The sequence below is a fragment of the Pseudoalteromonas phenolica genome, assembly GCF_005886345.1.
GTDB lineage: Bacteria > Pseudomonadota > Gammaproteobacteria > Enterobacterales > Alteromonadaceae > Pseudoalteromonas > Pseudoalteromonas phenolica_A.
Genome location: NZ_PNEC01000017.1, coordinates 14,495 through 40,473, shown reverse-complemented (window position 1 = coordinate 40,473; position 25,979 = coordinate 14,495). Strand labels below are relative to the sequence as shown.

Here is a 25,979-nt window from a genome sequence, read left to right as displayed (position 1 = left end):
CTGACGATCTCTGCAACAACTGGATTAGTTCTTAACTGGCTCGTATAGCCATAATGTGTTGTTCTCTTGGAAGCCATCTTCACCAATGATGATACGGCCATCGTCCATAACAATGACATTGTCTGGCTGTGAAAGCTGGTTCACATCACATCTTGCCGCGCCATCTAACGAGCTACGATAAGTAGAACCCATAACAACCGGTTCAATACGGCTGATGTTATAACCTGCTTCTAGCTTGGCACGATAAACACCACCACAATCTTTCACACGACTTGATAATTGAATATCACCTTCGCCATCAATCATCGTTTTATCTAGGTCAGCAATTGCAATATAAACAAATGCTTCTGTAACTTCTTCATCAGCAATCGTATTAACACCTTCAATGGCTTCTTTAGCACGATCAGTATTAATAGAAATGCCTTCCAGCTTACGCCATTCAGCAGTCGCACCTTTAGCTTTTGCTGCTTGGCGAGACTCTAAGAATACAACTCGGTCATCCATTGGTGCACCCGCTGTAACCTTACCACCGCCGTTTTCAACAGTCGGATAAGTTGCATCACCTTTATCCCATGCTGCAACATCCGCTAATGTCATATAGCTAGTTTCACCTTCTACATAGTCTTCAGTACCAATACCGTCAAAGTCAGCAATCCAGGCTTCGATAGTGGCATTGTCACCGCGACCAAGTTCGATCCATTCAACATCGAAGCCAGTGGTTGCAGGGTCGTTTTGACCAACGTCTTGCTTTAACTTAGCACCATATAAAATACCAGCACTTAAATCTTCTGGCGTATCAGCTACAAATTTAAACAGTACACCACCCGTATCATCTTGCGACATATACACGGTTTTACCGTCAGGCATTACTGTTGCATTTTCATGTTCAAAACGACCTAACGCATAATGTTTAACGACTTCAGGCTCAGCTTCTGTTGGCTTTTGTACTTCAGCGATATAACCATAACGATATGGGTTTGGTGCATCTGGTGCAGTTAACTGCCACATATAACCCAAGATACTTGTGTCAATTGCTGACTGATCATTCCAACTTGCACTCGTTGTAGAATCAACCGATGTGTTAACTATCCACTCTTCTGAAGTAAGCGGTGTATTCCATGGCGTCACAGAGCCAAAGCAGTTTGCCGCAGTACCGTGAACACCTTTAAAGTCAAGCATCATGGCATCATCAACTGACCACATGCCTTTGTCATCTTTAGTTAATGCTAAACGGCTCATACCACCTGGGTACATTTCCCAATTAGTGAACAGATAACCTTTACCCTCACCTGTTGGAATGAAACCATTAAAATCAGGCATATCGTTTTCTAGGATTAACTGATTATCTTGATGTGAATAGATATGACCTAAACCAGAAGATAATTTACCCGCATAAGTATCTCCAGTTTGACCAAGAATTTGATACTGACCGTATGCAGACATCACAGTTTGACGTTCTTTCTCGCTTGAAGGTACCGGAGAATCAACCAATGTTTTTGGTAGTTTATTAAAGTTAACACCTGCAAGAACACCTACAGTACCGGTATGGTATGTTTTGTCGTTTAAATCATCTTTTTCAACATTAGTATCAGAAGGGTGTTGCGCGTTGAAGAACAAGTCCCCTTCTTTCGTTAAGAAAATACCAGTAACTTCAGCACCAGTTGGCACAGTTGCTAACCGTGTTAACTTACCTGCAGTACCATCAAGGCCTTTATCGCCTTGCTCCCCAGCTTCACCTTGAACACCTTGAGCGCCAGTGTCACCTTGCTCACCCTGTGCACCAGCTTCACCTTGCACACCTTGTGCACCAGCTTCACCTTGCATGCCTTGTGCACCGTCATCACCATCAAAACATCCTGATAATGCAACCAAAATACTAAGTGTGACGGCACTTAGCTTTAGACTATTAGTTTTCATTTTTTACCTTGCTACGTTGTTTGTTGAGTTTAAAACGCAGGCTAGAATAGAGGCTCTATTTTAAAGTTAGGCTAAATATCCATTACAGTTCAGTGACTTAAAATGGTTAATTTGATGACACTCGTCATTTCAGACAAACGTATTTCTGCATTAGAAAAACAATATAAAACGAAGGGAAGACTAGATATTTTCTGACTTTAACAGAATAAAAAAGAGGCAATTAAGCCTCTTTTTAACATCTTTTTAAAATGACAGGTGTCTTTAAAAAGTCATACTGATCCCAATTGATGGCAGCGGCATATCGGGAAATTGATAGTCTTTTTCAAACTCAGTGTAAGCCGCGTTATATTCGAGCTCCTGCACTGCTCTAGAGCCATATACGTTTAACACTTCGATATACAAGTTGGTGTCTAGGCAAAACCACTCGGTTTTATAGTCTGCGCGAATATCTAACCGATGATAGTTACCCCACTGTTCAGCGTTAAACTCGCCGTAGCTTGGCACATAGAACAATGGCTCGTTGGTCGCGCTATTCGGTTCAACGTAAGGCGTTGCAGAATTCACTTGCGTGTATCTTCGGCCACTTTGGAAGCGCCACTTCGCGCCTATTTGCCAATTTTCGTCCCACTTATAGTCAAGTACGATATTTGCCACCCAAGGCAAATCAAATTCAGAGTTAAATTTTTGCTGCGTCAGCGGGTTGTCTCGCTCAGTTTTACTGTAGGCAATGCTCGCCCAACCAAACCAGTCATCTGAAAGCTGCTTATTCACCAAAAGCTCAATGCCGTAGGCTGTGCCACTGGCGACATCTTCAAATCGAGTAAAACCAGACACATCTTGAGCTAATGAACGCTTTTGCGCATTCGGGTTTGCGACTACAAGGTTATCAAGCTCTTTATAGAACAGCTCTGTTTTCATACTCAACCCGTCATCAAGGGTCGATTCAAGATTGAGTACAAAATGAGTTGCCTCACTGGCTTCGAGCTCAGTATTACCATAGCCTTCAATAAGGTATTGATAATCATCAATCAGTGTATGGTGTATACCAGCGCTTAAATTCAATTTATGTGCGTCGTTTAATCGATACCCCAAACGTGCACGTGGCTCCAGATAAGTTTGACTGTTGTTATTAGTGCCAAGTAGCGCAACCCCCACTTGGTAGTCCCAATTTGCACTTAAGTCACCATTCGCCGAAACATAAGCATGATATTGCTCAAATTTTAATGTGCCTTCTTCAGCAAACATATCGCTAAAATAACTCGGTGGGCACACTTCAAACTCTAAGTTACAAGGTAATAGACGCCCACTACTGACATAATCGACTTCTGTCGATTGCACCTTTGCGCCAAATAGCACGTCAACGTCTTCGCCTTGATACTGACTGTCAGCCTTTAAGATCACTTTGGTGATGTCTGCATCCCATCGAAACACATCTCCTTCTCGCTCTTGTTGGTTTTGCGTCAGTAAATTTAAGCTAGTGGTTGTTTCAAAATCACCATTAAAATTCTGCCAACTGATTGCTTGGCTATGAAAATACGTTTGATAACGTTCGCCCGATGCCAAATCTGGGTTTTTGCCTATGTCTCTGCCATCCGCATCGAAGGCTATCTCGATGTAATCTTTCGCACCACTGGCGGTCGCTCTGATCACATTGTTGTCGTCTAAATCCCAAATCAGTTTGGCTTGGTAGTCTCGATTTCGAGGTGGCACCGCAAAAGAGAAGTCTTCGTCCTCAATAAAGTTATCGACATAGGTATGCACTAAGCTCTCTCTAAAAGACACATAAAAAGCTGCATTGTTTGCAACGGCTTGCTCGTACAAAAAGCCACTTCTAAAAAAACTTAAATCTAAAACATTGGTTGGGTTATCTGCATCGGGATCTCTCAGCTCAGTTAAAATCACACCGCCATTTGCATTGGCGTATTGGCTCGACCACGCACCTGTTTTTAACTCAAAGCTTTCTATCAGCAAGGGGTTGTAAACACTGATCCCATCATTATGAAACACATAGCCCATCTCAAGCCCGTCAGTTAAATATAGATTGTCACTCACAGAGCTGCCGCGAATGGCAGGCTGTGCGACTGGGCCACCTGTACTGGGCGTTGCTAATACCACACCCGGTAATGCTTCAAGCCCTTTTAGTGGGTCATTTCCAGTGCCTGGTAAAGACAGTAATTTACCTGAACTGATTTTTATGCCATCAGGCTTAGTGGCCACCACTGTAATACTTTCTATCATTTTTTGTTCGTCTTGATTGTTCATCGTATTAGCAGCAGTTTTAGTCGACAGTGCAGTAACCAAAATAGCCAGAGTAGATTTAATAAAAGTCATTTTTGCATCCTTTATATGCGTTTATTTAATGTCAGTAATTTACGCTGATGCTGCTTTCTGGTTTAATTAAGCTATTGATTTATGTATGAATGGGCAGTTTTTTGTATGAATGGGCAATTTCCAATTGGCACCATTAGCCCTTGGCGTTATTTTGCCAGTATTGGCTTTTTTCTAGCTTGCCTTTTAAGTATCTCAGATGATGACAATGTCTTACCTTATTGGCTAAATTTCGTCGTTTGGCAGGTGCAAGTATTTTCTTGTTTGTCGTTTTTTATTGCCACACACAACTTAATGAAAGGCGTATTAGCAAGACAGAACGATCTGATTAAATTAACTATCAACTCAGTCATTGCGGTGACTGTCTATGTGCCATTTTCTTTGTTACGCGACGTATATATAGAGCAAGAAACAGCTTATACCCTATATGCGCTATTTGAAGAGTGGCAAAATATGGCGCCTGTAGCACTCATTTCATGGGTGGCGATAAACTTACCTTGGTTAAGTGGCTTTCAGATCAAACGTACTGAAAACACAACCCCATCATCAAAAGAAACACTTCAAACCTTTGATAGTATTGCTAATAAAAATAAAAACGTGACGATTGAGCCTGTATCGATTAACTCTGAATCTGCAGAGCCTACAGTTGAACCACAAGATAATTCCGCTACACAGCCAGAGAATGACTTTTTAAAAATCGCAAAAATAGACAACATAGACTCACTCATTTGCCTAAAAGCAGAACTACATTATTTGAAAGTCGTTACAGAGCAAGAACAACACCTGATCTTATACAACTTAAAAGATGCCATTGAAGCACTTTCAGACATCGGCCCAAAGCTAGGCGAAGGACAAACCCACCGTAGTTATTGGGTAAACCCCAATCATGCAGAAAAGTTACTCAGAAAAAATCGCGAGGGCGAATTGGTGTTATCGAATCAAGATAAAGTGCCAGTGAGTCGAACGAATATGAAGAAGGTGAAGGGGTGGTTTGAGTAGCCTTTGGGTTAGTTTAGACAGATAGATTTAGTAAGCAAATCTAGTATGAGGTTATTTTAAGGTCGCAATGGCCTAACGAAAATAGCCCACCTTAAAAGCGGGCATAGAATCGTTTGTGTTTTAAATAGGAGTTATCTGATTTATTTAACATCTAAATAAAAATGGTAACTCCCAATTTAAAATCGAAATATCAGATATTACTTGAACAAATTTGATTTACGCTTGGACACATCCTAGCCAACCACAACTGCCACCTACAACATTTGCCTGGCTGATATAGTTTGTACCTGCTCCCGCAACTTGAGGAGTTGCATTTAGAGGCAATGCTTTTTCATTTTTTGATAAGTTTTTAATTTTACTTTTCTTAATTTTAAGTTTCATCTTCATTTCCTTGTTTAATTTTAAAATTACATCTAAATAATTATTGGACATATTCATGGTTTAAGTAGAGTACTCAAACCCGAATTGTTACAGGTGAAATTACCAGTAAAATTTGCCAAACATTCAGATAGCTACAAGGACTAATTAAGCACTCTTTAGTGTTTAATTTAGTATCTCAGAAAGTAGCTTCATGCAGAATGGAAAATACTGAGGTTAATGGCAATGAAGAGTTTATGAATTTAATATTTAATAAAAATATAAATAAAATTCAATGTGTTACTAAAAAATATTTGTAACTAAAGACTTCCAAATTTAGCATTCCACGTGTTCAGTAAGATTATTTAATTGCTAATTTAAGCTGGAGTAAAAGTTTCACTGTAAAAAAGCATTTATAGTGTTCAATTTTGTTTAGTTAAGAAAGTTCGGTAAGACACTCAGTGATAATGTTATTAGACAAATTGAATACTTCTTCATATACACACAAAATTTTTTCATTGTGTAAGCTCACAACTAAACCGCTTTAATCATGCCCACCGAAGAGTTTCACTTTTTCAAATAGGCACTAATAAAACCAACCACAAAAAGCACGAAACTCCCACCTCATGCCTTTATCACTTTAAATATTACTAAACACCAAACCCACAGCTAAGCACTACTCACTTTAGTAAGCTGCTTTCGTTTTTGCAGCATCACAAATGGGGTGATCACAGCCATCAAAATAAATGCATAGATCATGTGAGCGCCTATGCCGATGGCAAGTGCTATGCAAAACCCTAGACCGAGTAAAATCATAGGGCGGTTTTTAACACTTAGTAATCGCCATGCTGCTAACATGGCCGCAGCGTAAATCACAACAAACACACCGTTCACCCAGTTAATTAAGTCTTCTAGGTCTTGTTGGCTGTAAAATGTGACGATTAAAACCAGTGCAATGACCAGCATAAGCGTGGTGAGCGCGCTTAAAGGCACATTAAATTCGTTTCGCTTTGACAAATAGCTTGGTAATACGCCCTGCTCTGAGAAACTACAGATCAATCGAGCTAGGCTTGCGGTATACACGTTAACGGTTGCCAGTCCACCAGCGACGCCTAATACACCGATAATATAATGACCGTTGTGACCAAATAATTCGTCGAAGAACGCATTGAACAGCCCAACCATGCTGAGTGACTCATTGTTCGGATAGGCGATGACTAATAAGGTACAGGCCACATACACTGCGCCAACTAATACTGTGCCGATGAGCATCGCTGGGATCATGTCTTTTTCTGGGTTTCTAAAGTCATCTGACAGGTGCGACATTGCCTCGACACCTAAGAAGCTCCAAAATGCGATCCCCGCAGCACCTAGCATGGCATAGGTATCAAATGAGCTGGAGTTAAAATTGACCGCAGTTGGATTACTTTTGCCAAATAGTAAGATCACCAAAGCTAAAATGATCAGCGTAAGCGCAAATTGTAATTTGGCCGACACTTGAATACCACGTAAATTTATTAGCCATAAAAACAATAAAGTAGAAAGCTGACCTAAGAGTAAAGCTTGCCCTTGTACTGGCACAATTTGTTGCACAAACATAAAGGTCATGACAATGGCAGCAGGTGCGCCAATTGGCACCACACACATAAACATTAAGCCAATCACTCGGCCTGCAACATTGCCAAATGCTTTTTCGACAAAATAAGCTGGCCCTGCCGCATGGGCAAAACGTGCGGCCAATTTACCAAAAATCAGCGTGACCGGCACAATTGCCAGAGTTAATAGTATCCAAGCATAGAGCGCACTAAATTCTGCTTGTGCCACAGTTAATTGTGGCAATATAAATACCCCAGTGCCCAACAAAGTGGTGGCCATCATGCCCGCCCCTTGCCAGCGCCCTATACCTTGTTTTTCTGTTTTCATTTCTCGTTACCCATTGTTATTATGGGGCTAGTATATAAATGTTCTTCATTGCATTCTGCGCAATATCACCCACTTTCAGCACATCAAACCGTCAAAATGACGGTTTTCCTGCAAAATACCTGCAATTTGATTATGATGTTCTTAATCGAATATTTTTACGTCAGTCACTGAGTACATGGTTTTCTTTAATAAAACTCAAATTAACTTAGCTTTGTTGAATAACATTTTTTGAAAGACCAGCATCGTTAGAACTTTGCCCAAAGCAAGTATGTAATCCTCTTTAGAGTATATGTCTGATATGAATAAATAGGTTTAATGGGTGAGTAATTAAAAGAAAGTGTGATGTCTGTTTAATTTGAACTAGCTCCTTGTTGAGCTAGTTCGTTGGATAGTTTATTCAAGCCAAGCTGGAAATGGATCCGGCAAGGATTTCCAAATATCTATGCCTAATTGCAATTCCTCGTCGCTCAATAGGCACTCATCTAGTTTATTGATGAGTTCGGCTTTATCTAAACCTTGTCCAATGAAAACCAGCTCTTGGCGTCTATCGCCATAGGGTTCAACCCATTGCGCTTCAATTGCAGAAACATATTCAGGATCTTCAGGCCACTCTTCACGAGGTACCGCAAACCAGAATAAACCTGCCTGACCATATCGAGCGATGCCGCCAGCTTGGCTCCAACTGCCAGCAATGTTAGGTCGGGTTGCTAACCAAAAAAAGCCTTTTGAGCGCAATAGTTTTCCTGCTTTGTCGTTTGCATGTAAAAAATCATAGAATCGCTTCGGATGAAATGGACGCCTACGACAATAACTAAAACTAGTTATTCCGAATTCTTCTGTTTCAGGCACATGCTCACCACGCATTTCTTTGAGCCAGCCAGGAGCTTGCTGCGCTTTTTCAAAGCTAAAACTGTTGGTATTTAAAATTTGTTTTAATGGAATTTGGCCATGTGTGATTGGGATTTGAGTTGCCTCTGTATTCAAACTACTTAAAATACTTTGTAGTTGTTTGAGCTCTTCGGCACTCACTAAATCTGTCTTACTGATCACGAGTCTGTCTGCAAACTCTATCTGCTCAATCAGTAGATCAGCAACACTTCGTTCGTCTTCCTCACCAAGGCTTTCACCAACTTCTTGCAAAGATTTTGCCTGATTGTAGTCCTTTAAAAAATTAACAGCATCGACAACCGTAACCATAGTATCTAACTTGGCGACGTTTGATAAACTTATGCCATCTTCGTCCTCGAAGGTAAACGTTTCGGCAACAGGTAAAGGCTCTGAAATACCTGTTGACTCGATAACAAGGTAATCATATTTATCAGATTTAGCTAAGCGAGTAACTTCCTCTAGTAAATCTTCTCGAAGAGTACAACAGATACATCCATTGCTCATTTCAACGAGCTTTTCTTCAGCTCGGTTCAAACTGACTTCGTTTTGTACCATTGCCACATCAATGTTGACTTCACTCATATCATTCACTATTACAGCGACTCGTAAACCGTCACGATTGTTTAAGATATAGTTGAGTAATGTGGTTTTACCTGCACCAAGAAATCCTGATAAAACAGTTACAGGTAATAAGTTTGTTGAGTTTAACATTGTACTTTCGCCCCAAGTTACAAGTGCTTTAGTAGGTTAGGATTCTTCTCGAATCTTTGCATAAGCATGCTCTGTAAGCTCTTTTGTTTGTTTTACATCTGCACAATATTCTGCTGTCGGCCTTGCTAAGAGCCTTTCTATACCAATTGGCTCCCCACTTTCTTCACAATAGCCATATTCTCCCAGCCTAATGCGCTCTAAAGATTCTTGGATCTTAGGAAGTAAACGCTGCTCTCTATCTACAATCCTCATCAGAATGGCACATTGCTCTTCCCAGGATGCCCTATCACTTATGTCTGTAAGCTCAGGACGATTAAGTAATTGTTCCTTAGCTTCTCTAATGTGTTCTCGCGTTATGTCATGAAGCTCAATTAAGTAATTTCGAAAGAATGAAAGCTGTTGCTCATTCATATAATCTGACTGAGGTGCCGCTTTTATCTCTTGTATTGATAAAGCACCATACACTTTATTTATATCTTGCATGTTAACCTCCTGATTGATTGTTATATTATAACGCAACAAAATGGGTGATCAGTTTGTTTGTTCACCGCCTATTTTTATCAAGCTCGTCAATGGGACTGATTGAGCTTTGCTATTTCTAGAAAGCCACTGTGTTTAAGATATAAATGAATGATTTAATGCAAAAAACTAAATTTATCTTTTTTGGGCTGTTATCCAAATTGTCAAGAAAACACTCGGTAGCAATTGTCGTTTCGACTTTAATGCTCGCTTGGTTGATTAGTCTTGAGTCTACGAAAGATCACTTAGTCGCAGACAAACAAACAGATATTGATGCAGTCATAACAGCCAAAACTAACTTAATCTCAGATCAAGTTACTGATCTTGCTGAGCAAGGTGAAACTGCTTCTTTTAAAGTAAGTTCAGAACCCGAATATCAACATGCTGAAGTGGTTATTTCTGTGGGGGATACACTGAGCGCTATATTTGAGCGCTTAAATATTTCACAACACACACTTTATGAAATCCTGAGTGCTGATGAATCTATATTGGCACTAGAGACGCTCAAGCCAAATAATGTGCTTATTTTTAAGTATCTTACTAAAAATCATGAATTACAGGAGTTAGAGTTATTCGTTCATGCTGGTCATCGTATCATTTATCGCCGTGCTGGAGATGGTGGCATAGAGTATGAAACATTAATTCAAGATGGCGAGTGGCGTACAAGACTCATTAGTGGTGAAGTAAATGGTAGTTTTTACCTCTCTGCACAAAAAGCTGGGTTGACTGAAGCTGATGCAGCTGTAGTTACTAACATATTTAAGGAACAGATCAACTTTACTCGCGCTCTACGAAGAGGCGATAAGTTTCAAATAATCAAAAATGAACAATTTGTTGATGGCAATCCTACTGGACAAGCCCACATTGTCAGTGCAAGGTTCCAACAAAAGACCAATGAATACACTGCTTTTTTATTTAATGATGGGCGTTTTTATGACAAGCAGGGTCATAGCTTAACAAGAGCATTTAGAAGGTTGCCGCTACAAAAATCGTATAGGGTAAGCTCTCATTTTAATCCCAAAAGAAAGCACCCTGTTACAGGTCGTATTAGGCCTCATAATGGGATAGATTTTGCCACGCCCATCGGTACTAAAGTCATTTCTACTGGCGATGGAGTTGTAACAAGAATAGGCAATCATAAATTCGCTGGAAAATATATAGATATTAAACACAGTAGTAGGTACAAAACACGATATTTGCATTTACATAAGATCAATGTCCATAAAGGTCAGTCAATAAAACGTGGACAAATAATAGCGCTTTCAGGCAACACAGGCCGTTCAACAGGTCCACATCTGCACTTTGAACTGCACATGAATGGTAGACCTGTTGATCCATTGAAAGCCAAAATTCCACTAACCTGCTCATTAACCAAAAGCGACAAAACCGCGTTCTTAAAGCTGGTTTCTATGCGAACTAATATGCTTGATAGTTTACTTGATCCTGAAATAAACAAAGCGCACGAAACCATGTTGACAGATTAAAGTGTTAGTTGAACTTACTATTCACCCTAGCTCGATATCAGAAGATAACTTTTTATTTAAAGCTCATCCGATAAAGCGAGCTTATCAATCTCCATATGCTTTTTAATAAATCGGATCAAACGCTTGTCTTTGTTTGGATCTAGCGGTAAATATTGTCCGTCTAAATATTTGCCTAATACTTTCTCAAGCAAAAAACTATACATTAATATGTCTTACTACTAGCAACACTTTTAGTAAGTTAAATTAATTAACTTGTTTATAAATTCTAGGAAGCTGTATGATTTACACTTAAATCAGGCTGAATATAAACAATTTATAAATGTAATATGGATAAATTCGACAAACTTATCATTGCAGAACTAAAGAAAAATGCGCGGCAAAGTGTGTCTGCCATTGCCGATATTGTCAGCTTATCTCGCTCTGCAGTCACTGAACGTATAAAAAAATTAGAACAACAAAGTGTCATCCGTGGTTATCAAGTTTTGCTGAGTGAATCACAAAAGGCTGGTGTCTCTGCATACTTTGAAATTCAACATCAATGCGCGCGTTGTTCTGAAGTCGTGCCTTTGTTTCAGGCAATTCCAGAAGTGGTCACCTGCCGTGGGATCACGGGTGATATGGATTTGTTGGTCTTTGTTCAAGCAGAGTCAATGCAGCGCTTGCATGAAATTCGTGAACACCTCGACGCCCAGCCTGATTTTGTGAAGATAAAAACCCATGTGGTGATGAGTGAGTGGATTGATAACCGAGCTGGATAACGCTCAAAAAACTCTTAGATTAATCCCAACATTTAATGATACTTAATCATTTTAGAAACTAAAACTGACATTAGCCTCGTTTGAGTCTTCTTATTCAGAATAACTAAATCGCAAAATTTTTGCTCTATCTATATAGATACCTAGGCGATGTCAAAACGCATGCGTGGTGCTATCGAAAAGTATTCTATGCCTCCAAGTAAAGAGGATAAGTATAAGCGCTCATATTAGACTATAAACGACCAAAATTTCTCATTTTTGTCTCACCTGAACTAAAATTTATCTATGTAGACACGCGACTTGGTGATGCGTTGTTATTCATTTTACTGCTCATTGAACTGATTTTACTCGCCCTCATCTTACTGCCTTTAGTGGCGCTAAGTGGCGACTATTACCTGCTCGACTTACTAAGTAACTTTCAACTTCACTTCTTTATATTGGCGCTGTTTTTTTGCATTCCATTGCTGCTAAAGTCGGTCAAATTAGGGGTTCTATCAGCTTTTCTCTCAATCATTATTTTTGCCAGTAGTCACCTTTGGTGGTTTAGTAATAAAGTGCCTCTATCATCAGGATATTTAGACACCTCCCACAAGCTGCATGTAGTGCAGGCAAATTTAAGTTACTACAACCCATTGCTTCGAACTGCGGTTGAAGAACTCATTGAACTTGGTGCCGACTTATATCTTTTTTACGAATTTAACCAAAAACAAAAGCCACTATTTGTTGAAATAGCAGATAAACGTTATACGTTTGGCGATGATGACTATGACAGCTTTCCTGATGGCATGGGAATAATCAGTAAATACCCACTTTCTAATATAAAAAAGCATAAGATTTTACCGATAAAAGGCTCTGTAATTACTTTAACTTTGCAATTGCCAAATCAAAAGCTCGACCTCATTTTATTACATCCCCCCTCACCGCGTTCCCCAGATAAATGGCAAAAACGCAATGTGTTATTAGGTAGTGTGCAACCTCTAGTTGAACTCGCTAGTAGCAAGCATATTCTGGTTGCCGGTGACTTTAATACAACACCTTGGTCAAGTCATTTCCCTCATCATCACCAAATAACCCCTTGCTATCAACAAACAGATATGTATGTATCTTGGCATGCATCTAAATACCTACATCCATATGGATGGTTAACAGGTTTGCCGATAGATCATTGTTTGACGAGTAAAAGCGTTAAGGTCTATCAATTCAAAACTCACTCTTTACCGGGTAGTGATCACCTAGCACTAGATTACAAAATATTTTTAATTGATTAGCGTTTGATCTTTTTTATCGCGCACGATATAGTCTTGCACAATAAAAAATAACAAGGTGCTCAATTTATGTTTTATGATTTAAAAGCGACAAGCTTACAAGGCAAACCAATTAACTTCTCTGACCTAAAAGATAAAGTTGTATTGATCGTTAATACCGCAAGTGAATGTGGTTTTACTTATCAATATGAAGGCTTGCAAAAGCTTCATGAAGAATACGCAGACAAAGGGCTTGTGATTATTGGCTTCCCCTGTAACCAATTTGGCAATCAAGAACCAGGTGATGCAAGTACCATTCAACAAGGGTGTTTAATTAACTATGGTGTAGACTTTTTAATTAGCGAAAAAGTCGATGTAAATGGAAAAGATGCTCACCCGGTATATCAATACTTAAAATCAAAAAAAACAGGCTTCTTTGGCAAAAACATTAAATGGAATTTCACAAAGTTTTTGATTAATCGTCATGGAGAAGTTGAAAACCGCTTTGCGCCAGTAACTAAACCGCAAGCAATCGCTAAAAAGATTGAAAAGCTGCTGTAAAGAGTATCAACATGCAAAACGATGATTTACTTAGATTAGAAAATCAGTTGTGCTTTCCGCTTTATGCCGCATCTAGGCTGGTAACGCGTCTTTACCAGCCTTTACTTGAAGCCCATGGCCTAACTTATCCGCAATATATTGTTTTATTGATCCTTTGGGAACAAGATGGTTTAACTGTGAGTGATATTGGTGACAAAGCCATGCTAAGCAGCAATACTTTGACACCACTACTGAAAAGAATGCAGACTGCCGAATTATTAGAAAGAGCAAGAAGCGAGTTTGATGAGCGTAAAGTGATCATCAAACTGACGGATAAAGGGCAAGCATTAAAAAGCGAAGTCGCTTGTATTCCTTTGCAATTACTTGAGAATAGTCGCATCGATATTGAAAAAGCTAAGCAGCTGAAAAGCCTATTAGACGAACTAATTGGTAAATTAGCATAGCCTTCAATTAAAAAAAGCGCGTTTATGAACCTAACTGTCAAACAAGTTTTCTCTGATATTAAACATATTTATCTTAATTTGGCTCAGGCGTATGAAGCTGAATTTTCAAAAATTGTGGGAAAAGTCCCCGATGAAAATGGCATTTTTCCATTAGACACACAATTAAATGAGTCCACTTTTGGCTTTGTTTGTTATGTTGAAAACGTACCCGCAGGCATTGCCGCAATATCACAAAATAGTGAATATGAATTTGAGGTATGCGAATTCTACATCGTACCTTATTTCAGAAAACAGAAACTTGGCATGCAGTTTAGCCACAAATTATTTGACTTATTCAAGGGTCAATGGCAAATCAAGCAGATAGCAGGTGCTGATTATGCCACTCAATTCTGGCAAGAAACTTTGCGTTGTTATCAAGTGGAGCAGTTTAGCGAAGACTACTTTACAGACCCATATTGGGGGAAGGTAACTAGGCAAAAATTCTCAAATCTGTAAATATAAGAAAAAACAATAATTAAAATTATGAAGGAACATAACTTAATCTTCTTATCTGCAAGCATTATCTTAATTGCTTTGATCGACTCTGCAGGAGCACTACTGGGCTTTTGGTCAATTGAAGGTCAAGAAAGAAATATCATCTTAACCATTGAAAGTATGGTGTTGTTTGCGTTGCTCATTAATAGTTTGATGATAAAACGGTGGGTCTTTAGAAATACTAAAAACAGCGCTATCATAAAAATCGCATGGCTCAGTTTTTTAGCGCTTTGTTTTTGCCTTTTGGGCGATGTCACTAACTTCAATCTTCCCGAAACCTTCTATCGGTATGAAAGCGTCATCAAACATGATTATTTAGTCGATTCTATTTATTTCTTTTTACCTGGCTACACCCTACTTTTGCTCGCTGGTATTCGTGCCATTGAATTAAAGAGCAAAGATAAACGTTTTATCAGATACCCTGTGATTGCTGGCTGTGTGGTCGGTATGATCTCAATGGTTATGATGCACCTACCAAATACTGGCTTGTTTATCACAATTAGTACGGGAATTTATGCCATGCTGATTGGTGTTGTTGGCTTTACTGGTTTTGCATTTATCTTGTCTTGCGGCGGTTTAAAAGCAACGAAGAACGAGTTACTGGTTGGCACTGGGTTTATTCTGGCAGCTGTTGCCGATGCCATCATCGGCAATTTTTGGATTTATGGAAATCAAGGTGAAGGCTTTTATCCGCTAGTCAGATATTTTAACTGGATGGTTTATATTACCTCTCAGTGCTTGGTGATACATTTACCGCATCTACTTGTAATAAATTCTAAGTATTCTCATGATAGAAAACAGCAAGATTAAACCCAGTGATTTTACCGAGGCAGAAATGAACGAACAGTACCAAGCAAATAATATTTTTGCGAAAATTTTAAAAGGCGAAGCACCATGTATTAAATTATTTGAAGATGACTATACGCTCGCTTTTATGGATATTATGCCGCAAAAAGAAGGGCATGCTTTAGTAATTCCAAAGCAAGCTGCCACAACCATTTATGACCTCACAGATCAAGCTTCATTAGCTTGTATGAAAACGGTACAGAAAGTAGGTAAGGCCGTTGAGCAAGCGCTAAACGTGCAAGGAACTTCGATTGTGCAACACAATGGCAATGCCGCTGGTCAAACTGTACCGCACTTTCATTTTCATATTATTCCTGGGTCGTTACACGGTCTAAAAGCGCACGCTGAAGTGAAGGCTGAACCTGAGCATATAGAAAAAGTCGCTCAGAAAATTAAGGCATATATATAACATATGCCTATTACACAAAATTAATCAGAGTTTCGTTCATGTGGTAAATCAGATAAGTACTCAACAAACTCCACTTCAAAACCATCTGGATCTATGAAATACAGGTTTTTTCTAAATGGATGTTCACTGCCTGTCTTATCTATCTCGAACCCCGCCGCTATCATTCTTGTTGCAAGCGCCTCAATATTTTTTACGACATAGGCAAAGTGCGCAAGACCCACTTGATGCCCTTCTAATTTGCGATTGTTACCTTCACCATGGTCGCTCATAGCTAAATAATGGTAATCATCACCAAAGTGTACCCAAGTGCGCTGTTTGCCATACCACTCCCCCTCACCTTTGCTGCGAATAAACCAATGTGGAAATGCCGCTTGATAAAACTTTAATGAACGTTCGATATTGCTGACGACTAAATTTACATGCTCTAAATACATAATGCGCTCCTTACTTATTGGCCATGGTTGCGTTAAAAAGTTGCGTGATTTTTTCGATTATTCTTGTCTGCTTCATTGTTTTCATCCTTTGATTATTTTCTTGTCTATTGATTTGATGAAGCTACTTTAAAAGCTCAAGTTAACTTGAGGTAAAGTGCAAATTTTCCGATTGATGAGATTGATAAAATTGATGAATAGCAGAAGAAAGTAGCTAAAAGCTAAAAGCTAAAAGCTAAAAGCTAAAAAAATACGAACATTCAGTTCCGAAAGTGACGAGTAATGATCTCTCCCTATCTCTAATATTTTATCCAGCAATTAAATAAACCATATTAGGAACGCATTATGTTTAAAGAACTACATCAACAAAAATCTCCCTTTCTACTTTGTAATGTCTGGGATGCAGCGAGTGCCCTTATCGCCGAAAAACTTGGTTATCAAGCTTTAGGTACATCAAGCGCAGCCATCGCGACATCATTAGGAAAAACTGATGGTCAGAACATCCCTTTTGAAACATTGTTGACGGTAGCAAAACAAATATCAGAAGTGACCACATTACCACTTAGCGTGGATATAGAAGCCGGTTATGCTGACACTCCTCAAGAAATTGTCGATAACATTGCTAAACTCGCAAAGTTAGGGGTGGTGGGTATTAATATCGAAGACAGTCAATTAATAAATGACTGCAGAACATTAGTTGATATGCATGATTTCAGTGAGAAACTGTCGCAAGTTAAAGTGCAATTGAATGACTCAAATATTGAGATGTTTATCAATGTTCGATCAGATACTTATATCGTTGATGCAGCCACTGCTTTACCGGAAACAATAGAACGTATTCGTAGATATGAAAGCGCAGGGGCTGATGGTATCTTTTTACCTTGCTTAACGGCTGCAGATGATATCAGCAAAATAGTTGCTAACTGCTCTTTGCCACTCAATGTAATGTGCATGCCGGAGCTTGCAAGTTTTGACCAACTTCATCAACTCGGTGTGAAACGTATTTCTATGGGTAACTTTGTGTACGATAATATGCTCGCCCATTTAGAAAATACTCTGTTATCTATAAAGCAACAAGGTTCGTTTGAACCATTAAAGCTAGGTTAAACTGTCAAAACTTTTAGGTTTCGTATCAGTAAAATGTCACTCTAATTTTTTTGATACGTTTTTCTCAACGCTCTTTTGTCTAAATTTTAGTCGCCCATTTAATCACTTTGAACTATTCATGTATACTGCGCCGTTTGAAAAATAATAAGCCGCAACTGCTGTGCATTCTCTAAGGAAAAGTAATGATTGATTTGAGTATTTTAGCGCTGTTTTTTATCGCCTCTGTTATGCTTGTACTTTCACCGGGGCCTGATCTTTTACTTATTTCAACTTACTCATCTTCAAAAGGCTTTAAAGCGGGTTTCATGCTTGCGATTGGTATATTGTTAGCTGGAATAGTACAAACCTTGCTAGTCGCCTTTGGGCTAGGCAAACTGATGCAACAAAGGCCACCAATTGCGATGGCGATAAAAGTCATCGGGGCACTCTATTTGACTTGGTTGGGGATTAACCTCATTAAAGCTTGGTACGCCAATCAAACATCGCCTAGTAACCCCTTGACCGTGTCTGAATTAAAGCCAATGCAACTTATGAGTAAGGGGTTATTGAATAACTTATTGAACCCTAAAGCCTTATTGTTTTTCAGCTTGTTTTTACCCCAATTTACCACTGACAACTCAAGTCTGACTGGTCAAATTCTCGTTCTCGGCACTTTTCTAAGCCTCATTGCTTTTGCTTGTAACACACTATTTTCGTTCGGATTTAGTAAAATTGGCGCTTACTTAGGAAATAAACTTCGCTTGGGTAAACATATAGATGGATTACTCGGCGTCATATTTTTAGGGTTAGCGGCAAGGCTTATGACACAAAAGTAATATCATTCAGAACTACACTATTTCTTATCATCGCCGTTTTCCTCTTTACGTTTTGGTTGCTCTTGCTTTGCTTTAGCGACATTTTTAAATGCAGGAGGAGGGATCGGAAACAATGAAATCAGTGGCATGAGCGCCATCAATAAATAAGCGCCTTTGGGCATTTTTTTGGCCCACTTTGTCGCGCTTCTTCCTAAGAAAACAAACAGCAAAATAATTAATACACTTAACCCTATGGTTAAAAAATCCATTTTAACTTACCAACATTCTGACTAATACATAATCAACTTAATTGTGCTCTTCCTCCTTTAATTCAAGTTACTACACATAAAATTATACTCTATAAGTAATTTCACTTTGACAATAAAGCTGAAAAGATCAAATATAAATAACAATCATTTTCAATTGCATTTTATATATTTACTTATGGATACCAATAACACGCTGATCCAGCAAGCTATGCTCACTTGGCAAAATACAATATGCGAGGGTAACAGCGCATTCGAAAACAATCGCTATATTACTGCAGACAAATTATACCAAGATAGCTTAGAACACTTAGCTAATATTGGTGGTTTCATAACTTCAAATACACCGCCACCTACATCTTGGGTTATTGATCAATTTGTACCAGCACTCGTCGTGTCGTACTTGAATTTGGTCGACTCTTCTATGGCTCAAGGAAAGCATGAAATTGCATGTGACATCTTAGTTGAGGGCTATAACGTGGTGTGTGATTGTGGACACTGTTTACTGAATACAACCCAAGACGAAAACCACTATTTATTCTCAAAACATTTGTCTCAGCTACAGCATCATTCATTTGCAATTAGAAAGCACCTTGCTCAATCACCAAATTTGCTGAACAAACTTGAAAAAATCTCTGAACCATATTCCGTCACATCGCTGACTTATCACTAATTTTTATCTATCAAAACCGAAGGAGTGCTTAATGCCATTCTCACTACCAAAACTAAATTATCAATATGACGCGTTAGAGCCACACATTGATACAAAAACCATGGAAATTCACCATACTTTGCATCATCAAACCTATGTAAATAAAGCAAACGAAGCGCTTGCAGGCACTGAGTTTGCTGAGAAAAGTGACGAGTGGTTATTAAGAAACATTCAAACTCTACCAGCCTCTCTACAAGGTGCAGTGAGAGATCATGTTGGTGGGCATAATAATCACAGTCTATTTTGGGAAGTGATGTCTGAAAATGGCGGGCAGCTGCAAGAAGGTAAATTAGCCGATGATATCAATAAAACATTTGGTAGCTTTGACACTTTCAAAGAACTTTTCATCAAAGCCGCACTCACACGTTTCGGTAGCGGCTGGGCTTGGTTGGTTGTGAACGAGCAAGGTGAGCTACAAGTAACCAGTTCACTCAATCAAGACAGTCCACTAATGGATAATCTAGTGCCTATTTTAGGCTTAGATGTATGGGAACATGCGTACTACTTGAAGTACCAAAATCGCCGCCCAGAGTATATTAATGCCTTTTTCAATGTCATTAATTGGGCCGATGTAGAACGCAGATACTTAGCTGCGATTTAATTGTTATGTGCTTCAAGTCATTCAACTTGGAGCACTCACATATCACACCATTCTTTTTAGCAAATCAAATTTATCAACATCATTTAGGCCAAGGTCTTCAAATTGCGTATTGATTTGGTTACTAAAATTGAGCCGCTGGTTTTCTTCATCAGGCTTGTCTTTGCCAGCCAGCAAATCGTCAATTTGTAGTTGTAGTTGCGCGCTTAAATCAGCGGTCATATTTCTTAACTTCTCTTTATCAGAGCGATGCAATGCTGAGTCTTCATCTATATCTTGCTCCGTTAAAGATAGCATTTCCATGCGCACTTTTAGTTCTTTATACTCAAGATAATTAATACCTAAGTTATTGAAGATAAGTGCCTCATTGATTTCTGAAGGTGATATTTCTACATCAATTGGCATTTCCATTATCTCTATCATGGTTTCTTTATAAGTGTCGATAGAGCGCTCTCTGTCACTTAACGTATCATCAACTCGCTCAGAGGCTTTGTCTTTGGCTGTGTTATAGAGTGCTTTTGCTTGTTTCGACAATGGAAGGTTTTTAGTCAAGAGAGCAACGGCTGATTACGGCTGAAATTCTTCTACTTTATTTAATTTATTCAACTGATTAGCAAACGAGTCATACTGGTTTAGACTGTTGTTTTGTGAGTCCGAATGTGCTTGATTAAAGCCTTGAGCGGTATACATACTGGTATGAATTTTCATTGCTATCACAAAACCTGAACGTAAAACTGAATTAACAGATGAGTATTCAGATAGGATTAGCAAGCCTTGTACCATGCAAAATCATTAGTAAAACACTGAAAAACGAGTTCAAGTCGTCATGTAGAGGCAATAACTTTCCTGCTGCAAACTTTTATATTCTGTTTGTTGCCGTGACACTAAGTTCTATGCTTTCAAACTTTGAATTGTTTTATTTCTTGCTTTAATTGCTCAGCCATATCTGACAGCTCTTCCCCCGAAACTGAATTATTTTGGGCACTCATTGAGATTTCATTAATACTTGAGTTAAAACCTTCAATTGAATTAGACATTTCACTTGTTACACAAGTCTGCTCTTCAGTAGCCGTTGATACTTGAATATTCATAGATGCTATTTCACTTACTGAGCTACTGATGGCCTGAATTTTTTGAGAGGAATACTCGGCCATTTCTACACTTTTCGATGCTCTATTTTCAGCATCTGACATAGCTGAGACAGCATTATTTGCCTGAGTTTGTAGTTTACTAATCATCTCTTTTATATTCTCAGTGGCCTTTTGAGTATTATGTGCCAACGTTCTCACCTCGTCCGCAACTACCGCAAAGCCTCGACCTGAATCTCCTGCTCTCGCAGCTTCAATCGCAGCATTTAGAGCTAGCAAGTTAGTTTGTTCAGCAACACCTTGGATCATCATTACTACTTGATTTATTTCTGTTGTTTGATTGTTCAGTTCATTAATTAACTGCGCATTATTAACCACTAACTCAGCAAGCTCATGAATTGCTCTTATACTTTCCTCAATGGTTTTTTGTCCTTCAATCGATAAATTTTCAGCGTCTTCAGCATTTGTTGCGGTACGAGATGCACTATCTGATACTTCAGCAATCGCAGAGCTCATTTCAGTAATTGCTTGAGCAATCATTGCTGTTTGTTGTTCTTGCTCTTGGGCTGAAGAAGCTATTTGACTACCTGATCTTGCGACTTGAGAAGATAATCCTGATAAGGAATCAATGGCCGATGAGATTTTACTTAACATGGCATTAAATTTGTCCATCATCATATTAAAGTCTATAGCTATTTTACTAAACTCATCGTTGCCATTTTCTTCAACACGTAAGGTTAAATCTGTATCTCTGACAACTTGCTCTATGGTTTGGCCCATTTTTGATAAAGGCGCATTGATACTTTTATAGATTAAGAAGCCTACTGATGACATTGCAACTACAATAACAACCGACAAAAAAATAAGAGAAAATTCCACTTTCTCTGCTTCTTCATCCCCTTCTATTTTTAACAATTGAGCTTGCTTCACCTGATAGTTAATTAAATCACCAAAACTTGCGCTGAGTGGATCAAAAGTGTTGTAAACTTCTTCCACAAACGATGAATAATCTTTTGAATTAAAAGTGCTCTCTCTAATCTCCGATAAATATAGCGCAATCAATTGATCCACTTTTTCTCGTTGTTGTTCAGCTGAACTAATAAGCCTTTTCTCTTCTGCACTTGTCACATTTTTTAGATATAACTGCCAATTTTTTCGGGCTACCTCTTGTGCTTTTAAAATATCAGCTATGGCTTGTTCTTTAGATACAGTCCCACCTCTAAGCTTGTGGAATGTGTCGACAATAATGACAGCGTAGTCGTCAGAAACGACTTTGATTTCTTGCATTGGAATGACACGAAGGTCGTATAACTCATCTAAATCATGAACGATGATTTTGACTTCTTTTAAGGTAAAAATCGTCGCACCTATAAACAAAATAATAGGCATACAAGCGAGTAAAATAAGTCTAGATTGAACGGTTAATGTATTTATCATAGTCAATGAGCATGAGTTTTTATTTTGATTAAGTATTGACCACAATCTAAGTAGATGCAAAAAAGGAAGTTATAAAACCTGATTTCTGTCCTTCAATTTAAATAATCTTTACTAAAATTAAAAAAACTGAGTGGAGAGATTAACGTGAAATCAATCATAATATTTATCACTGTTTTGTGTTTCTCATTTACTATCAGTGCTAAAATGTTAAATGTATATACTGAAGAGTTTCCACCCTACCAAGTAAGATTATCTCCAAAAAATATCACTGGAATTTCTACCACATTGGTTAAGGGGCTTCTTGATGAAGTTAATATTCCATACAAAATTCACGTTTTACCTTGGTATCGTTCTTACCATAATGCATTAAAAGAAAAGAATGCATTGCTTTATTCTGTGGCTCGTACAAAAGAGCGTGAGGATATATTTAAATGGATTATGCCTTTATGCGATATAAATGTTTCTTTTTTTTGGAAAAAAGATAACAACAAGATTTCTATTTCTTCTGTAAAAGACGCAAAAAAATATGTTGTTTCCGTTGCCTCTGGTCAGCCTAGTGAGTTATACCTAAAGAAACATGGCTTTAGTACCGATGACAACTTAGTCATTCTAGCAAGCCATGAACAAGGGTTAGGTCTGCTATCCAAAGGACGAGTAGATGTAATTTTTGCAGCTGATCTATTTATTAAAAACCTTACTCAAGAAGAGTTTTTTAATAAATTAAAGCTAGAAAGTTTCACTATTAAAGCTTTGAGTAAAAAACTTTATCTAGCAGCAAATAAGTCTTCTGATCCAAATTTAATTCAATCTTTAAAGAGAACAGCAAAACTTCAAATGAATAAAAGCAAAAAGGACAAAGTTTGTAGTGATATTTCAGATTCGTAGTTTAAAATCTGAATCATTTGGAGGATTGCTATAACACTGCTTTTTAAGCTAAGAATATTTGGATATGTTTTACTGAAGCAATTAAGCTTGCATCAAACTCATGTAAATCAGTTGATGACTTTTTACAGAATACATAAGTTGTCTAATTGTCTAATTGTCTAATTGTATTGTTAAATCAAGCAAAAAAGAGGGAGCTATTGATTTTTGAGATGTCAGCAGCACTAATCAAATTATGAGCTAACCCAAATATGCAATCAACTGTTCAAAACACTCATTCATTAAAAACAAAATTTAGAACAATTTAAACGTATACTTGAATCAATTAAGAAGCATTGTTGGAAGAAGGCTACTCTTTAATAGAAACGGCTTTAAAAGTATGACCGAAAGCAGCAAAAGGTAGAGATATACATTAATTTTATCGTAACACTGCTTCTTAGAAACAGTGTTACGGTCTTGCTACTTCATCTAATTAGTTTCTCAATTTATGTAAATTTTATGCTGCGTTCTTAAGGTTTACACTACCTTGAAAATGATTGCCACTGAGCTTGGATTTCTTCAATCACTGAAGGGTCTTCAATTGTTGAAGGGACTTGAATTTGCTCACCATCAACTAACTGACGTAAATTTTTACGAAGTATTTTCCCCGAACGGGTTTTAGGTAAACGTTCTACAACTTGAATGGTTTGCAAACAGGCAATTGCACCAATTTGAGCACGAATAGATGCGCGGATCTCATCTGCAATTTCATCATCTTGTTTGACGTAACCTTCTTTTGTTACCACCATAGCAACGGGTACTTGCCCTTTCAGGTTATCTTTACTGGCAAACACCGCGCACTCAGCCACACTTGGATGTGCTGCGACCACTTCTTCCATTTCTCCGGTTGATAAACGGTGGCCTGCCACATTAATCACGTCATCGGTTCGACCCATGATAAACAAGTAGCCATCTTCGTCGATGTAGCCGCCATCACCCGATAAATAATAGCCTTTGTATTGAGACAGATAACTTTGCTTAAAACGATCGGCATTGCCCCAAATTGTGGTAAGACACCCAGGTGGTAGTGGTAATTTCACCGCAACCACGCCTTGTTCATTCGCTTCACATTGGCTGCCATCTACATCAAGAATGTGAACTTGATAACCTGGCGTTGGTACCGTAGCACTTCCAGCATTGGTGGGTAGTTGCTCAATACCCACTGGGTTACAAGCAATTGCCCACCCTGTTTCCGTTTGCCACCAGTGATCAATCACTGGGAGGCCTGTTTTATCTTGTAGCCACTCATAGGTTGCTGGGTCTAGTCGCTCGCCTGCTAAGAACAACCTTTCTAAACTAGACACATCATATTTAGCCAATAGCTTGGCATCTGGATCTTGCTTTTTAATTGCTCTGAAAGCCGTTGGCGCACTAAACAATGTATTCACTTTATACTCTTCTACCACTCGCCAAAATGCGCCAGCATCTGGTGTAAATACAGGCTTGCCTTCGTATAAAACCGTGGTGCAGCCGTAAATTAACGGCCCATAAACAATATATGAGTGGCCGACGACCCAGCCTATGTCAGAGAAGCAGCCCAAAATACTTGTCCTGGCTGCATGCCATACACTGTTTGCATGCTGTAATTAAGTGCCACCGCATGACCACCCTGTTCACGTAAAACGCCTTTCGGAGTGCCTGTGGTGCCAGAAGTATAAAATATAAAGCGGGTGAGTTGCAGGAAGTGGTACAGCATCTGTCGGTTGTGCTTTTTCAAGTACGGTTAGCCAATCTAAATCGCGCTTGACTTGTAACTGCGCTTGGGCTTGTGGTCGTTGGAAGACCACGCAATGAGCCACTTTGTGCTCGGCAAGCTCAAGCGCCTCATCGAGCATAGGCTTGTATTCAATTATACGGCTAGGCTCAACGCCGCAAGATGCAGTTAGCACAAGTCTAGGTTTGGCATCATCAATGCGCATTGCGAGCTCACGCGGGGCAAAGCCACCGAAAACCACTGAGTGAACGGCGCCAATTCGGGCGCAGGCTAGCATAGCAATAGACGCTTCGGGGATCATCGGCATGTAAATAACCACGCGGTCGCCCGCTTCTACCCCTAAGTTTTTTAAGCCACCAGCAAACAAGCTAACCACTTCATGAATTTGGTTATAGGTGTATGTTCGTTTTTGCTCAGTGACTGGTGAGTCACAAATAAGTGCCAACTGCTCGCCTCGTCCCTGCTCAATATGATGATCGAGTGCCAAATAACAGGTATTCAGCTCGCCATCTGCAAACCAATGGTCATGTTGCTCATGGCATTGGCTGACACCTTGAGTAGGCTGTGTGTGCAAATTCAGTTTTTGTGCTTGTTTAAGCCAAAATGCCTCTGGATCTTGTTGAAAGTCTTGATAGTAAGACTGATAGGATGAGTTTCTTGTTGTCATAATAGTGCCTTTAATTTCGCCAAATAACCTTGGTTAATTTATGGTCTTTACACTCTCACGCTAGTTTACGCTGACGTTAAAGGACACTAGACTTTAGTAGATTTACCCTAATTAAACGATGAGTTACTCAACTTTTGGATAATGCTCTCTTGAATATTTATTATAAATATCATCAAGATAGCCTCTGAGTTCTGAAGCTGTCAAATAATCAGCAATAACGACATCGTATACTCGACTACGTATGCCAGTTTGCGACTCTTTATAAAGTCGTCATTGCTCTAACTCTCTTCGCACTGACATTAGGCTACCAAACACATTAATAGTGC

The 25,979-nt window shown here is 38.9% G+C and carries 27 protein-coding genes and 2 pseudogenes; 14 read left to right on the top strand and 15 right to left on the bottom strand.

Going from position 1 to position 25,979, the window contains the following annotated elements; translation table 11 throughout:
* Positions 1-24: 24 nt before the first annotated feature.
* Both CWB72_RS09150 and CWB72_RS09145 read right to left on the bottom strand, forming a co-directional pair.
* Entirely contained in the window at positions 25-1,917 is a 1,893-nt protein-coding gene (locus tag CWB72_RS09150) for an alkaline phosphatase PhoX (RefSeq protein WP_138630794.1), read from the bottom strand.
* A 261-nt stretch (positions 1,918-2,178) separates the two neighbouring features.
* Entirely contained in the window at positions 2,179-4,248 is a 2,070-nt protein-coding gene (locus CWB72_RS09145) for a TonB-dependent receptor plug domain-containing protein (RefSeq protein WP_138630792.1), read from the bottom strand.
* Positions 4,249-4,353: 105 nt separating this feature from the next.
* On the opposite strand from CWB72_RS09145, the gene CWB72_RS09140 reads away from it, so the two are divergent.
* Positions 4,354-5,244: a LytTR family DNA-binding domain-containing protein gene (locus CWB72_RS09140; protein WP_171037257.1), complete on the top strand. Its 891-nt coding sequence runs from the start codon at positions 4,354-4,356 to the stop codon at positions 5,242-5,244.
* Positions 5,245-5,460: 216 nt separating this feature from the next.
* On the opposite strand, the gene CWB72_RS20535 is transcribed toward CWB72_RS09140, so the two are convergent.
* The 4 genes from CWB72_RS20535 to CWB72_RS09125 form a co-directional block, all read right to left on the bottom strand.
* Positions 5,461-5,625: a hypothetical protein gene (locus tag CWB72_RS20535; protein WP_171037256.1), complete on the bottom strand. Its 165-nt coding sequence runs from the start codon at positions 5,623-5,625 to the stop codon at positions 5,461-5,463.
* Positions 5,626-6,270: 645 nt separating this feature from the next.
* Positions 6,271-7,524 carry an L-methionine/branched-chain amino acid transporter gene (gene yjeH, locus CWB72_RS09135; RefSeq protein WP_138630788.1) on the bottom strand — a complete coding sequence of 418 codons (1,254 nt, stop codon included), beginning with the start codon at positions 7,522-7,524 and terminating at the stop codon, positions 6,271-6,273.
* Between the two features lie 393 nt (positions 7,525-7,917).
* Positions 7,918-9,123: a zinc metallochaperone GTPase ZigA gene (zigA, locus tag CWB72_RS09130; RefSeq protein ID WP_138630786.1), complete on the bottom strand. Its 1,206-nt coding sequence runs from the start codon at positions 9,121-9,123 to the stop codon at positions 7,918-7,920.
* Positions 9,124-9,159: 36 nt separating this feature from the next.
* The gene (locus tag CWB72_RS09125; RefSeq protein WP_212747881.1) at positions 9,160-9,606 is read right to left on the bottom strand and encodes a TraR/DksA C4-type zinc finger protein; all 447 of its coding nucleotides are present in this window, start codon (positions 9,604-9,606) and stop codon (positions 9,160-9,162) included.
* A 197-nt stretch (positions 9,607-9,803) separates the two neighbouring features.
* Between CWB72_RS09125 and CWB72_RS09120 the strand changes: the two genes are divergently transcribed.
* Positions 9,804-11,126, top strand: coding sequence for a peptidoglycan DD-metalloendopeptidase family protein (locus CWB72_RS09120; RefSeq protein WP_171037255.1), 1,323 nt, complete (start codon positions 9,804-9,806; stop codon positions 11,124-11,126).
* 56 nt (positions 11,127-11,182) lie between these two features.
* Here the strand turns inward: CWB72_RS09120 and CWB72_RS20530 are convergent, their stop codons facing one another.
* Positions 11,183-11,329, bottom strand: a complete 147-nt coding sequence (locus tag CWB72_RS20530) for a hypothetical protein (RefSeq protein ID WP_165385624.1) — start codon at positions 11,327-11,329, stop codon at positions 11,183-11,185.
* A 123-nt stretch (positions 11,330-11,452) separates the two neighbouring features.
* On the opposite strand from CWB72_RS20530, the gene CWB72_RS09115 reads away from it, so the two are divergent.
* From CWB72_RS09115 to CWB72_RS09085, 7 genes are all read left to right on the top strand, one after another.
* Positions 11,453-11,884, top strand: a complete 432-nt coding sequence (locus CWB72_RS09115) for an Lrp/AsnC family transcriptional regulator (RefSeq protein ID WP_130256805.1) — start codon at positions 11,453-11,455, stop codon at positions 11,882-11,884.
* 308 nt (positions 11,885-12,192) lie between these two features.
* Positions 12,193-13,149: an endonuclease/exonuclease/phosphatase family protein gene (locus tag CWB72_RS09110; RefSeq protein ID WP_171037254.1), complete on the top strand. Its 957-nt coding sequence runs from the start codon at positions 12,193-12,195 to the stop codon at positions 13,147-13,149.
* A 66-nt stretch (positions 13,150-13,215) separates the two neighbouring features.
* Positions 13,216-13,686 (top strand): glutathione peroxidase, encoded by a 471-nt coding sequence (locus CWB72_RS09105; protein WP_130256807.1) that lies wholly within the window; start codon positions 13,216-13,218, stop codon positions 13,684-13,686.
* Between the two features lie 11 nt (positions 13,687-13,697).
* Positions 13,698-14,129: a MarR family winged helix-turn-helix transcriptional regulator gene (locus CWB72_RS09100; protein WP_138630780.1), complete on the top strand. Its 432-nt coding sequence runs from the start codon at positions 13,698-13,700 to the stop codon at positions 14,127-14,129.
* 24 nt (positions 14,130-14,153) lie between these two features.
* Complete coding sequence (locus tag CWB72_RS09095; RefSeq protein WP_138630778.1) at positions 14,154-14,624, top strand: GNAT family N-acetyltransferase; 471 nt, start codon at positions 14,154-14,156, stop codon at positions 14,622-14,624.
* Between the two features lie 27 nt (positions 14,625-14,651).
* Complete coding sequence (locus CWB72_RS09090; protein WP_138630776.1) at positions 14,652-15,473, top strand: hypothetical protein; 822 nt, start codon at positions 14,652-14,654, stop codon at positions 15,471-15,473.
* The gene (locus CWB72_RS09085; RefSeq protein WP_249349250.1) at positions 15,451-15,918 is read left to right on the top strand and encodes an HIT family protein; all 468 of its coding nucleotides are present in this window, start codon (positions 15,451-15,453) and stop codon (positions 15,916-15,918) included. The genes CWB72_RS09090 and CWB72_RS09085 overlap by 23 nt, the downstream gene beginning before the upstream one ends.
* Before the next feature lie 20 nt (positions 15,919-15,938).
* Here the strand turns inward: CWB72_RS09085 and CWB72_RS09080 are convergent, their stop codons facing one another.
* Positions 15,939-16,352 carry a VOC family protein gene (locus CWB72_RS09080; RefSeq protein WP_138568935.1) on the bottom strand — a complete coding sequence of 138 codons (414 nt, stop codon included), beginning with the start codon at positions 16,350-16,352 and terminating at the stop codon, positions 15,939-15,941.
* A gap of 342 nt (positions 16,353-16,694) precedes the next feature.
* Between CWB72_RS09080 and CWB72_RS09075 the strand changes: the two genes are divergently transcribed.
* Together CWB72_RS09075 and CWB72_RS09070 are read left to right on the top strand one after the other, a co-directional pair.
* Positions 16,695-17,456 carry an isocitrate lyase/PEP mutase family protein gene (locus CWB72_RS09075; RefSeq protein ID WP_138630774.1) on the top strand — a complete coding sequence of 254 codons (762 nt, stop codon included), beginning with the start codon at positions 16,695-16,697 and terminating at the stop codon, positions 17,454-17,456.
* Between the two features lie 182 nt (positions 17,457-17,638).
* The gene (locus tag CWB72_RS09070; protein ID WP_138630772.1) at positions 17,639-18,271 is read left to right on the top strand and encodes a LysE family translocator; all 633 of its coding nucleotides are present in this window, start codon (positions 17,639-17,641) and stop codon (positions 18,269-18,271) included.
* Between the two features lie 17 nt (positions 18,272-18,288).
* Here CWB72_RS09070 and CWB72_RS09065 read toward each other — a convergent pair whose 3' ends face one another.
* Positions 18,289-18,519, bottom strand: coding sequence for a hypothetical protein (locus tag CWB72_RS09065; protein WP_138630770.1), 231 nt, complete (start codon positions 18,517-18,519; stop codon positions 18,289-18,291).
* A 175-nt stretch (positions 18,520-18,694) separates the two neighbouring features.
* Between CWB72_RS09065 and CWB72_RS09060 the strand changes: the two genes are divergently transcribed.
* Together CWB72_RS09060 and CWB72_RS09055 are read left to right on the top strand one after the other, a co-directional pair.
* Complete coding sequence (locus CWB72_RS09060) at positions 18,695-19,189, top strand: hypothetical protein (protein ID WP_138630768.1); 495 nt, start codon at positions 18,695-18,697, stop codon at positions 19,187-19,189.
* A gap of 31 nt (positions 19,190-19,220) precedes the next feature.
* Positions 19,221-19,829: a superoxide dismutase gene (locus CWB72_RS09055; protein WP_138630766.1), complete on the top strand. Its 609-nt coding sequence runs from the start codon at positions 19,221-19,223 to the stop codon at positions 19,827-19,829.
* Between the two features lie 42 nt (positions 19,830-19,871).
* Here the strand turns inward: CWB72_RS09055 and CWB72_RS09050 are convergent, their stop codons facing one another.
* The 3 genes from CWB72_RS09050 to CWB72_RS09040 form a co-directional block, all read right to left on the bottom strand.
* On the bottom strand, positions 19,872-20,360 hold the full coding sequence (locus CWB72_RS09050; RefSeq protein ID WP_138630764.1) for a hypothetical protein: 489 nt from the start codon (positions 20,358-20,360) through the stop codon (positions 19,872-19,874).
* A gap of 33 nt (positions 20,361-20,393) precedes the next feature.
* Entirely contained in the window at positions 20,394-20,597 is a 204-nt protein-coding gene (locus tag CWB72_RS09045) for a hypothetical protein (RefSeq protein WP_138630762.1), read from the bottom strand.
* 128 nt (positions 20,598-20,725) lie between these two features.
* Positions 20,726-22,351, bottom strand: a complete 1,626-nt coding sequence (locus CWB72_RS09040) for a methyl-accepting chemotaxis protein (protein ID WP_138630760.1) — start codon at positions 22,349-22,351, stop codon at positions 20,726-20,728.
* A gap of 144 nt (positions 22,352-22,495) precedes the next feature.
* On the opposite strand from CWB72_RS09040, the gene CWB72_RS09035 reads away from it, so the two are divergent.
* Positions 22,496-23,236: a substrate-binding periplasmic protein gene (locus CWB72_RS09035; protein ID WP_138630758.1), complete on the top strand. Its 741-nt coding sequence runs from the start codon at positions 22,496-22,498 to the stop codon at positions 23,234-23,236.
* A 518-nt stretch (positions 23,237-23,754) separates the two neighbouring features.
* Here CWB72_RS09035 and CWB72_RS21015 read toward each other — a convergent pair.
* From CWB72_RS21015 to CWB72_RS21205, 3 genes and pseudogenes are all read right to left on the bottom strand, one after another.
* On the bottom strand, positions 23,755-24,813 hold the full coding sequence (locus CWB72_RS21015; RefSeq protein WP_289508443.1) for an AMP-binding protein: 1,059 nt from the start codon (positions 24,811-24,813) through the stop codon (positions 23,755-23,757).
* Positions 24,792-25,653, bottom strand: a pseudogene (locus CWB72_RS21010) (AMP-binding protein). The gene CWB72_RS21015 and the pseudogene CWB72_RS21010 overlap by 22 nt, the downstream one beginning before the upstream one ends.
* 123 nt (positions 25,654-25,776) lie before the next feature.
* Positions 25,777-25,911, bottom strand: a pseudogene (locus CWB72_RS21205) (DUF7661 family protein); the annotation flags it as partial.
* Between the last annotated feature and the right edge of the window lie 68 nt (positions 25,912-25,979).